Origin of the sequence: Nocardia sp. NPDC050799 (genome assembly GCF_040654015.1) — a bacterium.
GTDB lineage: Bacteria > Actinomycetota > Actinomycetes > Mycobacteriales > Mycobacteriaceae > Nocardia.
Map to the genome: position 1 here is coordinate 79,862 of NZ_JBFAHF010000013.1, position 14,088 is coordinate 93,949.

Consider the following 14,088-nt stretch of genomic DNA (forward strand, 5'->3'; position numbering starts at 1 on the left):
CTGCCGAGTACGGGGGTCCTGCCCACCGCACCCTTGCAGGCTAGCCCGGGGGCGGCGCTGCGGGCATGCCGACACCGCTGCACCCGGGCACCGACTCGCACTCGATACCTGCCGCCGCGACCGCGCTCCGAGCAGCGGATATGCCGGTCGGCAGCGTTTGACCGGGCCTGCGCAGGGTAGGCGCTCACCTATGGGTCCCTCTGTGCGAAGCATGCTGTCTCCCCGCTTGTTGACCGCTCCGGTTTCCACGGCGGCCGCGGTGGTGCGCACCGGAACCGGCCGTGCCGTCGACACCGGTGTCCGGGCGGTCGAGGTGCCGTGGCGGGCGGCGGAGAAAATCGTCACGACCGTCGCCTCCGGTCTCTCGACGCTCGAATCCGACGAGGCGGCGAGTCTGCGCGACGATCTGGCGGCATTGATCGACCCGCGTGACCGCCGCGCCCAGCGCCGGGTCGAGGTGACCGAGGATCACGCGACCATCGAGGTGCGCGGTCTGGACAACGGTCAGGGGTCGGCGGTGACCCGCTCGCTGGAACAGCACCTCGGCCGGCTACGCGGCGTGGAGTGGTGGCGGGTCAACGCGGTCACCGGCCGGATCGTCACCGCGCTGTCCAGCGGCGCCGACCTGGAGAAACTGCTGGCGGTGGTGGAAGAGGTCGAAGAGGAGTCCGCTGTCGCCGACACCGACTGGAGTCGCGCCGCCGAATTTCCGGCCGACCGGGAACCGGTCCTGGCCGCGGCCATCGAAGTGGCCGGTGACGTGTGTGCCATCGCGGTGTCGGCCGCGGGTACGGTTCCGCCACTGCGCGGTGTGATGCACAGTGTGCGCGCGGTGGCGGCGTTCATCGACGCCCAGCCCCGGCTGCGCACACATCTGGAACAGCGGCTGGGCCGCTCCCGCGCCGACCTGCTCCTCGCCATCGCCAACGCCGCGGGGGCCGCGCTGGGTGAGGGCGCGGCCGGTGGCGTCACCAACCTGCTGGCCGATACCGTCCAGCGCGGCTTCATCCTCACCGAGGCACTGGCCCGGCGCGGGCAGTGGCAGCAGTGGGAGACCGATATCGTCGACGCCGAGCATTTCGGGGTCGCCGAACCGCTCCCGTCCCATACCCGGCCCGCCGACATGCCGCGGGGCCCGGTGGAACGGGTCGCCGACGAAACGGCGGCCGCCTCGCTGGCGGGAGCCGCCACGCTGGCCGGTCTGGGCCGGATCGGTGACGTGCCGGACGCCCTCTTGCTGGGCGCACCGAAAACGGCCCGCGCCGGCCGGGAGGTGTTCGCTGCGACGGTATCCACCGCGCTCGCCGGCGCCGGGGTACTCACTCTGCATCCGGCGGTGTGGCGGCGGCTCGACAGGCTCACCGCTCTGGTGGTCGACGGCGAAGCACTGGCCACATCCGGGCGAGTGGTGCTCGAGGTGGAGACGACCGATGAGGGCTGGCCGGAGGCGCGGGTCTGGAGCACCGCGCAACGGCTGCTGTGGGCCGGCACCGACGAGGCCGATCCAGGGGAAAAGAAGGCGGTGCGGCTGGTCCGCCCCGAGTCGGGAGCTCCCGACCGCGGTACCACCAGCCGCCCGGTATGGCGTGAGCTACGTGAGGGCAAACGGATCCTCGGCCGTGTACTGATCGGGCGGGAGCTCGACCCGCGGGCACACGATGTGCTCGGTACGGCGCGGCGGGCGGGGCTGCGGGTGGTGCTCGCCGGCCACCGGGACGCCGGTGAACTCCGCAGCCTCGCCGACGAGTTCGTCAACGCCCACGGTTCGATCAGCTCCCATGTCCACCGCCTCCAGAAGCAGGGGCATGTGGTCGCCGTGCTGGCCACCCGCGCGCACAAGGCACTCGACCACGCCGACGTCGCGGTCGGCATCATCGGCGGCAAAGGCGGCGGTATCCATGTGCCCTGGACGGCTGATCTGCTGTGCCGTGACCTCGGCCAGGTGCAGCGCGCCCTCGCCCTGGTGGGGCCCGCCCGGCAGGTCAGCGAACGCGGCCGCACGCTGGCGCTGTCGGCGTGCAGTCTGACCGGGTTACTGCTCGCGGCCTCGCCCGCCTCCCGCTCCCGGACCGCACCCATGATCGCCGCGAATTTCGCCGGCCTGTTCAACGGCGCGGTGGCCGGTGCGCGCGCGGTCCGGGCCCGGCCGTCCGCCGAGCACGCGCCACAGCTGCCCTGGCACGCGCTGGAACCGGACGAGGTGCTGGCCCGGCTGCCCGAACCGGCACCGGCGACCGACCGCGCCACCGACGAACCGGCGGACCGCGGCGCGGTGGCGGCCCGGCTGTCGTCGCTGAGCGATTTCCTCGGCCATATGCGCCGGGAACTGGCCGATCCGCTCACGCCGATCCTGGGTGTCGGCGCCGCGGCGACCGCGATTCTCGGCTCACCCTCCGACGCGGTACTGCTGTCGTCGGTACTCACCGTCAACGCCATGATCTCCGCGCGCCAGCGCCAGGCCGCCGAGAACGAGCTGTTCGATCTCATAGAGGGCGAGCGATTGTCCGGGCGGGTGATCGACCGCGCCGATATCGATGCGGAGGACCCGGCCGGCGCGGATCTGCCCGCCGACTGCCTGCTGGTCGGCGATGTGTTCACGATCCGTGCCAGTGAAGTGGTGCCCGCCGACGCCCGGCTGTTGCGCGCCGAGGATCTGGAAATGGACGAGTCCGGACTCACCGGCGAGTCGGTGACGGTACCCAAACAGGTCGAGGCCACGCCCGGTGCGGCGCTCGGCGACCGCGCCTGCCTCGTTTTCGAGGGCACGACGGTGGTGAGCGGATCCGCGGTGGCCGTGGTCGTCGCGGTCGGTGCCGATACCCAGGCGGGCCGCGCCACCGCGGGCGCGGTACCGCCGGAGAAGGGCGGCGTCCAGGCGCAGCTGCGGGCACTCACCGATCGCGCGCTGCCGCTCACGCTCTCCGGCGGCGCGATCGTGACCGCGCTCGGCGGTCTCCGCGGCCGCACCCTGCGGGCGGCGATCGCCGACGGGGTCGGGGTCGCGGTCGCGGCGGTACCCGAAGGGCTACCCCTGGTCGCCACCGTGGCGCAGCTCGCCGCGGCACGGCGGCTGTCCCGCTACGGCGTTCTGGTCCGCGCCAACCGCGCGGTCGAGGCCCTGGGCCGGGTGGACACCCTGTGCTTCGACAAAACCGGCACTCTGACCGAGGGCCGACTGCGGCTGACCGCGCTCGCCGATCTGGACGAGCAGTGGGAGCCCGGCAGCGACAGCGATGCCGCCCGGCGGCTGCTGCGGGCCGCGGCGCGCGCCTGCCCCGACCCGGACAACGGGCCGGTCCTGCACGCCACGGATCGGGCCGTGCTGGACGCTGCCGCCGACATCTTGGGCGAGGACGCGCACCGGTGGGACCCGATCGACGAGATACCGTTCGAATCCAACCGGGGGTACGCGGCGGCATTCGGCCGGACCGCGCACAAACTGCGCCTGGTGGTCAAGGGTGCGCCGGAGGTCGTACTGCCCCGATGCACCCGGGTCCGCGGCGGCGCGTCCGGTAAGACGGATGGGGCGTTCACCGACGGTCAGCGCGAACGGGCCGAGGCCACCGTGCACGATCTCGCGGAACAGGGTCTGCGGGTGCTGGTGGTCGCCCGGCGCGACCTCTCCGATCCGCCCGACGATGTCGAGGACGTGGTCGAGGGGCTGACCCTGATGGGATTCCTCGGGATCGCCGATACGCCCCGGCCGCAGACTCCGTATCTGGTCCGTGCGCTCGAGGACAACGGTGTCGGGGTCCGGATGATCACCGGCGATCATCCGGTCACGGCGGCGGCCGTCGCGCGCCGGCTGGGTATTACCGTCGACACCGTCACCACCGGCGCCGACCTCGACGAACTCGACGACACCGCGCAGACCGCACTCATCGAACGCAGCACCGTGTTCGCCCGCGTCGACCCCGAGCAGAAGGTGCGTATCGTGGCCGCGCTGCGCCGGACCGGACATGTGGTGGGTATGACCGGCGACGGCAGCAACGACGCCGCGGCGATCCGCACCGCGGATATCGGGATCGGGATCGCCGCGCACGGTTCGGCCGCCGCCCGCAATGCCGCCGACCTGGTCCTCACCGAACCGGATCCGCGGGCACTGCTGCACGCGCTGGTCGAGGGCCGCAGTATGTGGCAGCGGGTGGCCGACGCGGTGGCCGTCCTTGTGGGCGGTAACGCGGGCGAGGTCGCGTTCACGCTGTTCGGTACCGCCGTCGGCGGCCGCGCTCCACTGGGGACCCGCCAGTTCTTGCTGGTGAACCTGTTGACCGATATGTTCCCCGCGCTCGCGCTCGCCCTGGCCGGCGATCAGGAGACCCCCGAGCCGGACAGCGATCCGCGCTGGGTCGAGCAGCGCGCGGATCAGCTGGCCGCGATTCCACCGGCCAGTCTCGGCGCCGATCTGCTGCGCACCATCGGGGTTCGTGGGGTCGCGACGGCCACCGGCGCCTCGGTCGCCTGGATGGCCGGCCGCTACACCGGTACCCAGCGTCGCGCGGACACCATCGGTCTGGTGGCGCTGATCGGCACCCAGCTCGGTCAGACTCTGGTAGCGGGCTACCGCAGCCCGCTCGTCTGGCTCACCACCGCCGCCAGCGGCGCGGTGCTGGGGGTGATCGTGATGACACCCGGTCTGGGGGCGTACTTCGGTTGCACTCCGCTGGGGCCGGTCGGGTGGACGATCGCGAACACCTCGGCGCTGGCCGCGACCGCGGGAGCGACGGTACTGCCGCGACTGCTGCCCGGGATGGAGCAGGACGGACAGGCCGACGCGGTCCCGGCTCCCCTCGAACTCGATGAGTCCCCGGCGCGAGCGGAGTCGCCGCAGTACGCCTGAGGTTTCGCGGCGCCGGACCCGGACGGTCCCGGATCTCCGGTGGGTCGACCCACCGGAGAACAGCGCGACCCGCAGATCGCCGTTCATCCCGCCGTCGACCGTGACGAAGGTGGTGCCGCCCTCGATCCGCTTGACCGACATCACGCGGCACACCGTGACCCCGGCCCGCGCGACGATGGCCCGGTCCGGCTCCATCGCGATCGCCGGGCGCGGGAAACGATGACGGGCGCAGGCGGCGTCGAGCGCGTCGTCGACGATATCGGCCAGTTCGGCCAGGTTCAGTTCGGCATCGCCGGGACGGTAGGCCACGGCAGGTCCAGGACTACGCGCCCGCCGGAGTACCGGACGCGGTCTTGACGTGACCTTGACCTCCCGCGACCCGTTCCTGACCGGACATTGACCGCGCGCCGACGACGGCCGTGCCCCGACGCGGCATACTCGTCGGGTGAGCTCTCCCGCTACCAGCAAGCCCGCCATACTCAGCGTCGACGACGACCCCGGGGTGTCCCGGGCCGTCGTGCGTGATCTGCGGCGCCGGTACGGCGCCGAGTACCGGATCCTGCGCGCCGAGTCCGGCCCGCAGGCGCTCGAGGTGCTGCGGGAGATGAAACTGCGGGGGCAGCCCATCGCGATACTCATCGCCGATTTCCGGATGCCGGGTATGGACGGTATCGAGTTCCTCGAACAGGCGATGGACCTCGACCCCTATGCCCGCCGGGTACTGCTCACCGCCTACGCCGATACCAATGCCGCCATCGATGCGATCAATGTCGTCGATCTCGACCACTACCTGCTCAAACCGTGGGATCCGCCGGAGGAGAAGCTGTACCCGGTGCTGGACAGCCTGCTGGATGCCTGGCGCAGCAGCGAGCACCGGCCGGTACACGGGACCAAGGTCATCGGTAACCGGTGGTCACCCCGATCGTCGCAGGTCAGGGAGTTTTTAGCTCGTAACCAGCTGCCCTACCGCTGGTTCCTGGCCGACGAGCCCGAGGGCACGCGCCTGCTCGAGGCCGCCGGCGCCGACCCTCTCCGCTGCCCGGTGGTGATCACCGAGGGCGGGCAGGCGCTGGTCCAGCCCAGTGACGGGGAATTGGCCGCCGGCGTGGGGCTGAGCACCGAACCGGCCGGCGACTTCTACGACCTCATCGTCGTCGGCGGCGGGCCGGCCGGCCTGGGCGCCGCGGTGTACGGCGCCTCCGAAGGATTGCGCACCGTCCTGGTCGAACGCACGGCCACCGGCGGCCAGGCGGGCCAGAGCTCGCGCATCGAGAACTACCTGGGATTCCCGGATGGGTTGTCCGGGGCACAGCTGGCCGACCGGGCGCGCCGCCAGGCAGCGAAGTTCGGCGCCGAGGTGGTCACCACCCGCGAGGTCGCCGGACTGGAGGTGAACGGGTCGGCCCGGACCGTGCGGTTCGCCGACGGCGGCGCTCTGTCCGCCCATACCGTGATCATCGCGACCGGCGTGGACTACCGGCGCCATCCGGCGACCGGTGTGCACGAGTACACCGGTCGCGGGGTCTACTACGGGTCGGCCATGACCGAGGCCGCCGAATGCGCGGGCCACGACGTCTATATCGTCGGCGGCGCGAATTCGGCCGGGCAGGCGGCGATGTTCCTGTCCCGCAACGCGCGCACGGTGCACCTGGTGGTGCGTGGTGACGCGCTGGAGAAGTCCATGTCGCACTATCTGATCCAGCAGATCGCCCAAGTGCCCAATATCCAGGTGCACACCGAGACCGAGGTGGTCGCGGTGGACGGTGACGACCATCTGGACACCCTGGTCCTGCGCGACAACCGGACCGGCGCCGAGGAGAAAGTTCCCGCCGAACGGCTGTTCCTGTTCATCGGCGCCGCCCCGCAGACCGAGTGGCTCGGCGGCGTGGTGCACCGTGACGCCGCGGGTTACGTCCTGGCGGGCCCGGATCTGCTGATCGACGGTGACCGGCCGAAGGGCTGGGAGCTGCCGCGACCGCCGCACCATCTGGAAACCAGCGTGCCGGGGGTTTTCGTGGCCGGGGACGTCCACGCCGAATCCGCCAAGCGGGTGGCCTCGGCCGTCGGAGAGGGCGCCATGGCCGTCATGCTCGTGCACCGCTACCTGGCCTAGAGGAGACCGAGAATGAGTATCTGCGATCCCGCCGAACTGCGGTCGCTGTTCCTGTTCGAGAAACTCGACGATCAGCAGCTGGACTGGTTGTGCGCCGACGGCCGCATCGAAACCGTCGAACCAGGGCCGGTGTACCAGGAGGGCGATCCGGCGACCTGCTTCTATGTGCTCATGGACGGTGAGGTGCGACTCACCAAACTGTCCGGGGGGCGGGAGATCGAGATGGTGCACACCGACCATCGCGGCTCCTACGCGGGAGCGTGGACGGCGTATCTGGGCGAGCGGGCCGAAACCCACTACGCCACCTCGCTCTACGTGACCCGTACATCGCGTTTCTACGTGCTGGACGCGCAAATCTTCGCCCGGATGATGCACAGCTGGTTCCCGATGGCGGTCCATCTGCTCGAGGGCGCGTTCTTCGGTAACCGCAACACCAACGCGCGGATCGCCCAGCGGGAGCGACTGCTCGCCCTCGGTTCGCTGTCGGCGGGGCTGACCCACGAACTGAACAATCCGGCCGCGGCCGCGGTCCGGGCGACCTCGGGCCTGCGCGACCGGATCGCGGGAATGCGGCACAAACTCGCCATGATGGCGCAGGGAAAGTTCGATACCGCGGTCCTGGAAACACTGGTCCGGCTGCAAGAGGAGGCGGCCGCCCAGGTCGCCAAGGCACCGGAACTCTCGGCGCTCGAGGCGGCCGACCGGGAAGATCTGCTCGGCGAATGGCTCGAGGACCACGGGATCCGCGACGGCTGGGAACTGGCGCCGAACTACGTCCAGGCGGGCTTCGACACGGATTGGCTCGAACGCGTGGCCGCCACCCTCGAGGGCTGTTCGCCCCAGGTACTCGAAGGGGCGTTCCGCTGGCTGAACTACACCATCGAGACCGAGTTACTGATGAACGAGATCGCCGATTCCACCACGCGCATCTCGACCCTGGTGGACGCGGCCAAACAGTACTCCCAGATGGACCGTGCTCCGTTCCAGGTGGTGGACCTGCACGAACTGCTGGACAGCACACTGGTGATGCTCAGCCGCAAGATCGGTGACTCGATCGAGGTGGTCAAGGACTACGACCGCACTCTGCCCCAGGTGCCCTGTTACGCCGCCGAACTCAACCAGGTGTGGACGAACCTGATCGACAACGCGGTGTACGCGATGGCGGGCAGCGGGACGCTGACCCTGAGCACCCGGCTCGAGAACGACTGCGCGGTCGTCGTGGTCGCCGATACCGGGCCCGGTATCCCGGACGAGGTGCAGGGCCGCATCTTCGAGCCGTTCTTCACCACCAAACCGGTCGGCGAGGGCACCGGGCTCGGCCTCGATATCTCGTTCCGCATCGTCGTCGACAAGCACGGCGGGGACATCCGGGTCGATTCGCGGCCGGGCGATACCCGTTTCACGGTGTGGCTTCCGCTCACCCGCGCCGAGGACGAACCCGCGGACACCGCCGACGCGGAAGGCGCATGAACCGGCGGCCGTCACCCACTACCGGCAACGGGATCCGGGCGTCGGCCGCGGAGTCCGGCCGCCGGTCGTTACGCTGACGCCATGTTGGTGGGGCGCGACGACGAGCGCACCGAGATAGACGGTCTGCTCGCGGACGCGCGCGAGGGCCGCAGCCGCGCCCTGGTGTTGCGCGGCGAGGCGGGGATCGGTAAGTCGGCGTTGCTGGACTACGCCGTGTCCGCCGCCGACGGTATGCGGGTGATCCGCGGTGTGGGTATCGAATCCGAGGCCGAACTGGCGTTCAGCGGTCTGCACCTGCTGCTGTATCCACATCTGGATCGTCTGCCGGGACTCCCGCCGCCGCAGGCGCGGGCGCTACGGGCTGCGCTCGGCCATATCGAGGAGACCGATACCAATCGGTTCCTGGTGGGCGCGGCGACCCTGACCCTGCTGGCCGAACTCGCGTCCGAAATACCGACCCTGCTGGTCGTCGACGATGCCCAGTGGCTGGATCAGAGTTCCTCCGATGCGCTGCTGTTCGCGGCGCGGCGCTTCCACGCCGATCCCCTCGCGGTACTGCTGGCGGTCCGCGATTCGGCCGTGCCGTTCCCCACACCGGGTATCGATATCAGGCCGCTGGCGGGCCTCTTGCCCGCCGCGGCAGCGGAACTGCTCGGCCGGCACGCCCCCGGCCTCACCGTCCCCGGCCGGGACCGCGTACTCGCGGAGTCGGCGGGGAATCCACTCGCGCTCCTGGAACTCGCCTCGGCCCGGCACAGCTCCGAACGCACCGGCCGGACCGAACCCGGCCACGAGGTGGGCCCGCTGCCGGTGACCCGCCGGGTCCAGGAAACCTTCCGCACCCAGATCGCCGGATTGCCCGCCGATACCCGCACCCTGCTGACCGTCGCGGCCACCGACACTGGTGCCGGGCTGGAAACGATCCTGCGCGTCGGATCCGGATTCGGGCTCACTGCGGCCGATTTCGAACCGGCCGAACGGGCCGATCTCATCGCCCTGTCCACCGACCGTCTCCGGTTCCGGCATCCGCTGATCCGCGCGGCCGCCTACCAGCACGCACCCCATCATCTGCGCACCGCGGTCCATCTCGCCTTCGCCCGCACCCTGGTGGCGAGCGCGGACGCCGATCGCCGCGCCTGGCATCTGGCGGCGGGTACCAGCGATCCGGACGAGCAGGTGGCCGCCGAGCTCGAACGGACCGCGCGACGCGCCGCCCACCGGGGTGGCGCCATGGCCGTCGCCGCGGCCTACGACCGGGCCGGGCGGCTGAGCACGAACCGGGAGCACCGGGCGCGACGTTTCCTGGCCGCCGCCCGCGCCGCCTACGACGCCGGAAAACCGGACCGGGCGACCCGGCTGGCCGCCGAAGCCGCCGCGCTCACCGGCGACCGGGGTATCGCCGCCGACGCGATCCATATCCGGGCCCAGGTGGAGTACGAGCGCACCTCACCGGCGGCAGACGGCGAACTCGCGCTGGAGGCCGCGGCTCTGGTCGCGGGCGCGGATCCCGAGCGGGCGGTCTCGATGCTGGCCGAAGCGGTATGCGCCGGCCGGGACGCGGCCGACGCCGGACTGCTCGGCCGCGTCGCGGCCATATCGCGTGCGCTGCCGCTACCGGCCGATTCCGTGCTGCTCCCTCATCTCGACGCCCAGGCGGCCTGGGCCGAATTCCTCAGCGGCCGTTACGATATAGCCGTCGCCGCGATGGCGCGGCAACTGCGCCAGGCGCGCGACGCGGAAACCGACTATCTCTACGAGATCGTCGCGGCGTTCAGCGGCCTGATGCTCGCCGACGACGACACGGTACTGGTCCTCATGGACAGAGCGCTGGCCCGGGCCCGCGCCACCGGATCACTGCAGTGGATCCCGTACGCCGCCGAAGTGGCCGCCCTCGCGCAGGTTATGCGCGGCCGGTTCCACGGAGCCCGGACCTCGGTGGCCGAAGGACTGGCGATCGCCACGGAACTCGAGATGACCACCGAAATCGCTGTGCTCCGGGCGATCGAGGTGTGGCTGGCGGCGGCCGGTGGCGACCTCACCGGCGCCCGAACTCTCGCCGAAGAGATTCTGCCCGGCCTCACCGCCCGCCACCGAACCCATGCCGCGCTCACCGCATGGGGGCTGGCCGGCGGTGAGCTGGCCGCGGGGCGATTCGATATCGCCCTCCCCCTGCTCGACGGGGTCTGCGGCGGTCCGGCTGCCCACGATTTCCTCGTCCGGGCGATCCCGGACCATATCGAGGCGGCTGTCCGCGCCGGTGAGAAAGCCCGCGCACACGACCATCTCGGCCCCCTCCGGGAGTGGGCCGCCGCCGTGGTGAACCCCGTCTCGGAGGCCCTACTCCAGCGGTGCCTGGCACTGCTGGCCGATACCGGGGACGCCGAAACCCACTACCTTGCCGCGATCCGCCGGCATCGGGACCACGGCGGCGCCTACGATCTCGCCCGCACCCGGCTCCTGTTCGGCGAGTGGTTGCGACGGCGGCGGCGCCGGGCAGAGGCCCGCACCGAACTGGTGGCCGCGGTGGAGATTTTCGATCAACTCGATGCTCGGCTCTGGGCGGAACGGGTCCGCGCCGAACTCGCCGCCCTCGGTGAACCGGCCGTGTCCCGGCGGCGCGACCCTCTCGCGAGCCTCACCCCCCAGGAGACACAGGTGGTACGGCTGGCGGCGGCCGGCTACAGCAACAAGGAGATCGGCGCGCAGTTGTTCCTCAGCCCCCGCACCATCGGTCACCACCTCTACAAGGCCTACCCGAAACTCGGGGTCACCCGCCGGATCGAGCTCGCCCAGCTCGAGCTCTAGGCAGTCGGCGACCGATTCGGCGGTACCCCGCCGGCCCGGGACACCGGTCATCCGACCGATGCGGCCGGCGCGACCGTCGCACTAGCTTTTCTCCCTGTCAGATCACGCACGACAGGAGACGATCATGCTGCTGGAGAACAGAACCGCCGTCATCTACGGCGCCGGGGGCGCCATCGGTTCGGCATTGGCCGCCGGGTTCGCGGCCGCGGGGGCCCACTGCCATCTGGTGGGCCGGACCGCCGCCACACTCGACGCCACCGCCGAGAAGATCCGTGCCGACGGCGGCCGCGCCGAAACCGCGGTCGTGGACGCGCTCGACGCGGCGGCGGTCGACGACCACGCCGACTCGGTGGTGCGCGAGAACGGCGGTATCGATATCTCGGTCAATGTCATCACCCTGAACGGCGTTTTCGGTCCCCTCATCGATATCTCGGTACCCGAATTCGCCGGCACCATGGCCGAATTCCTGACGTCCCAGTTGATCACGACCAAGGCCGCGGCCCGCCATATGATCGGCCAGGAGTCGGGCGTGATCCTCTTCTTCGGTGGGTCGGACCACGCGAACAAAGCCCCGGGGCTGGGTAATGTCCAGATCAGCTTCGACGCTCTGGAGGGGCTGCGGCGCCAGTGGGCCTGCGAACTGGCGCCACACGGTATCCGGGTGCTCACGCTGCTGACCGGCGGTATCCCGGAGACCTTCCCCGATATTCCGGCGACCGAACCGGCCCGGCAGGGCATCATCGACGCCACCATGCTCGGTCGGGCGGCGACTCTTTCCGATATCGGCGATGTCGCCGCCTTCATGGCCTCCGACCGGGCCCGCTCGATCACCGGTACCCAGATCAATATCTCCTGCGGCGCCAGCGGCGCCTGATCCGGTTGTGCCGGTCCACTGCCGAGGCAGTGGACCGGCACTGTTCTGTCTGCGAGAGGACCGCGATGCGACCGGCGGTAGATAATCGGCCGGGCGGTGATGCCGTGCGCGGCGACGTTCGCTTGTTCGAGCGGGCCCCTCGATCAGCGACGGTCGAGACCGGACAACCGCCAGGCCAGCTTGTTGCGCACCTGTGCCGTCCGGCCCGCGAGCCGCATGGCGATATTGCGGATCGGGCGCACCGCGGTCGGCAGCGTCGCCAGCGAGGTGAGCCGGCCGGCGATCGCGACCACCGACTCCGTAGCGCGCCGCTGGGCCGCCGCGTGCTCGTCGAGCAGGTCCGGTGATTCACCGCGCAGCACCCGGGACAGGGTCGTCGCGGCAGTGACCGCGTCCTCGATCCCCAGGTTCATGCCCTGTCCACCCGCCGGCGAGTGCACATGGGCGGCGTCGCCCGCCAGCAGGATGCGACCGTCCCGGAAACGATCGGCGATCCGGTGGTGCACGCGGAAACGTGAGCCCCAGACCACTTCCTCCACCACCGCCGGTTGCGCTTTCGGACCACGTTCGTCCAGCAGCTGTTGCAGGAAGGCGACGTCGGGCTCGTGCGGTGCCTCGTCCACGGTGGCCACGATCCGGTACATATCGTCCGGCAGCGGTGCCACGACGACGAGCCCGGCCGGGGAGAAGTACAGGATCACCTCGTCCTTCGGGACCCCACCGGAGACCCGCACATCGGCCAGGGTGAACGACTCGGCATAACTGCCGCCGGTGAACCCGATACCGACCTGTTCGCGCACCGTGCTGTGCAGACCGTCGGCGCCGATCAGGTACCGGGCGCGGATCTGCTCTCCGTCGGCGAGGGTGACCGTCACCAGATCGGCGTCCTGGACCACCGTGGTCACCTCGACGGGGCGCCGCACCGATACGCCGAGTTCGGTGAGCCGTTGCAGAATGAATTTCTCGGTATCGGCCTGCGAGATCATCAGCGTGTAGGGGTAGGCGGTGGGGAGCCGGCCGAAGGGGACGGCGATCAGCACCTGATCCCGATCCCGGATGGTGAAGTCGGGAGTGTGCAGACCGCGACCGACCAACGGCCGCGTCACCCCGTAGGGCTCCAGCAACTCGAGGGTGTGCGGGTGGACCACCGCCGCCCGGGAGGTGTTCGCACCTTCGGCCTGGCTGTCGACGATCACGACCTCGTGGCCGAGCCGGGTCAGTACGACGGCGGCGGTGAGACCGACCGGGCCCGCGCCGACGATCAGGACATCTGCGATTTCGGTGGTCATCGTTCTACCTGCCCTCCGGAGGTCAACACTTGTTGGCATCAAGATTATGCCGAGCCGCGCACATTGTCAACAGTTGTTGGCCTACACTTGTTGACATGAGAAGGACCTCGGAAGAAACGAAGGCGGTCATCCTCACCGCAGCCCGGGAGCGCTTCGCCGCCGACGGGTACGACCGGGCGACGATCCGAGCGATCGCCGCCGACGCCGGAATCGACCCGGCCATGGTGATGCGGTACTACGGCAACAAGGAACGCCTGTTCGCGGCAGCCGCCGAATTCGATCTGGAGTTACCGCATCTGACGGAGGTGCCACGCGACCGGATCGGTCCGGCCCTGGTGGCGCACTTCCTGGATCGCTGGGAGCGCGACGAAACCCTGCTCATCCTGCTACGGGCCGGGGTCACCAATCCGGCGGCGGCCGACCGCATGCGATCGATCTTCGCGACACAGCTGGGTCCGGTGCTCGCAAAAGCCGACGACGACCCCCGGGAAGCGCCCATGCGCGCCGGTCTGGCGGCCTCCCAGATCCTGGGTATGGCGCTGTGCCGTTTCGTCCTCGCCTTTCCGCCGGTGGCCGCCATGACCGGACCGGAGGTCATCGCCTGGCTGGGGCCGACTATCCAGCGCTATCTGACCGGGCCGGTTCCGGAAATCGGGCCGGCCCGGTGATCGCCGGTCGCGCTCCGGACGAGTGGCCG

The 14,088-nt window shown here is 70.5% G+C and carries 7 protein-coding genes and 1 pseudogene; 6 read left to right on the forward strand and 2 right to left on the reverse strand.

Annotated features, from left to right (window positions below; translation table 11 throughout):
* Positions 1-229: 229 nt before the first annotated feature.
* The gene (locus AB0H42_RS15735) at positions 230-4,840 is read left to right on the forward strand and encodes a cation-translocating P-type ATPase (RefSeq protein WP_357055797.1); all 4,611 of its coding nucleotides are present in this window, start codon (positions 230-232) and stop codon (positions 4,838-4,840) included.
* Positions 4,841-4,897: 57 nt separating this feature from the next.
* Here the strand turns inward: AB0H42_RS15735 and AB0H42_RS15740 are convergent.
* Positions 4,898-5,149: pseudogene (locus AB0H42_RS15740) on the reverse strand (diaminopimelate decarboxylase); the annotation flags it as partial.
* A gap of 136 nt (positions 5,150-5,285) precedes the next feature.
* Here AB0H42_RS15740 and AB0H42_RS15745 point away from each other — a divergent pair.
* The 4 genes from AB0H42_RS15745 to AB0H42_RS15760 all read left to right on the forward strand — a co-directional run bounded on the left by AB0H42_RS15745 (position 5,286) and on the right by AB0H42_RS15760 (position 12,102).
* Positions 5,286-6,953: an FAD-dependent oxidoreductase gene (locus AB0H42_RS15745; RefSeq protein ID WP_357055800.1), complete on the forward strand. Its 1,668-nt coding sequence runs from the start codon at positions 5,286-5,288 to the stop codon at positions 6,951-6,953.
* Between the two features lie 12 nt (positions 6,954-6,965).
* Positions 6,966-8,423, forward strand: coding sequence for an ATP-binding protein (locus tag AB0H42_RS15750; protein WP_357055803.1), 1,458 nt, complete (start codon positions 6,966-6,968; stop codon positions 8,421-8,423).
* Positions 8,424-8,504: 81 nt separating this feature from the next.
* Positions 8,505-11,228, forward strand: coding sequence for an AAA family ATPase (locus AB0H42_RS15755; RefSeq protein WP_357055806.1), 2,724 nt, complete (start codon positions 8,505-8,507; stop codon positions 11,226-11,228).
* Between the two features lie 124 nt (positions 11,229-11,352).
* Positions 11,353-12,102 (forward strand): SDR family oxidoreductase, encoded by a 750-nt coding sequence (locus AB0H42_RS15760; RefSeq protein ID WP_357055809.1) that lies wholly within the window; start codon positions 11,353-11,355, stop codon positions 12,100-12,102.
* A 143-nt stretch (positions 12,103-12,245) separates the two neighbouring features.
* Here the strand turns inward: AB0H42_RS15760 and AB0H42_RS15765 are convergent, their stop codons facing one another.
* Positions 12,246-13,391 carry an NAD(P)/FAD-dependent oxidoreductase gene (locus AB0H42_RS15765; RefSeq protein ID WP_357055812.1) on the reverse strand — a complete coding sequence of 382 codons (1,146 nt, stop codon included), beginning with the start codon at positions 13,389-13,391 and terminating at the stop codon, positions 12,246-12,248.
* A gap of 95 nt (positions 13,392-13,486) precedes the next feature.
* On the opposite strand from AB0H42_RS15765, the gene AB0H42_RS15770 reads away from it, so the two are divergent.
* Positions 13,487-14,059, forward strand: a complete 573-nt coding sequence (locus AB0H42_RS15770) for a TetR family transcriptional regulator (protein ID WP_357055815.1) — start codon at positions 13,487-13,489, stop codon at positions 14,057-14,059.
* The last annotated feature ends 29 nt before the right edge of the window (positions 14,060-14,088 follow it).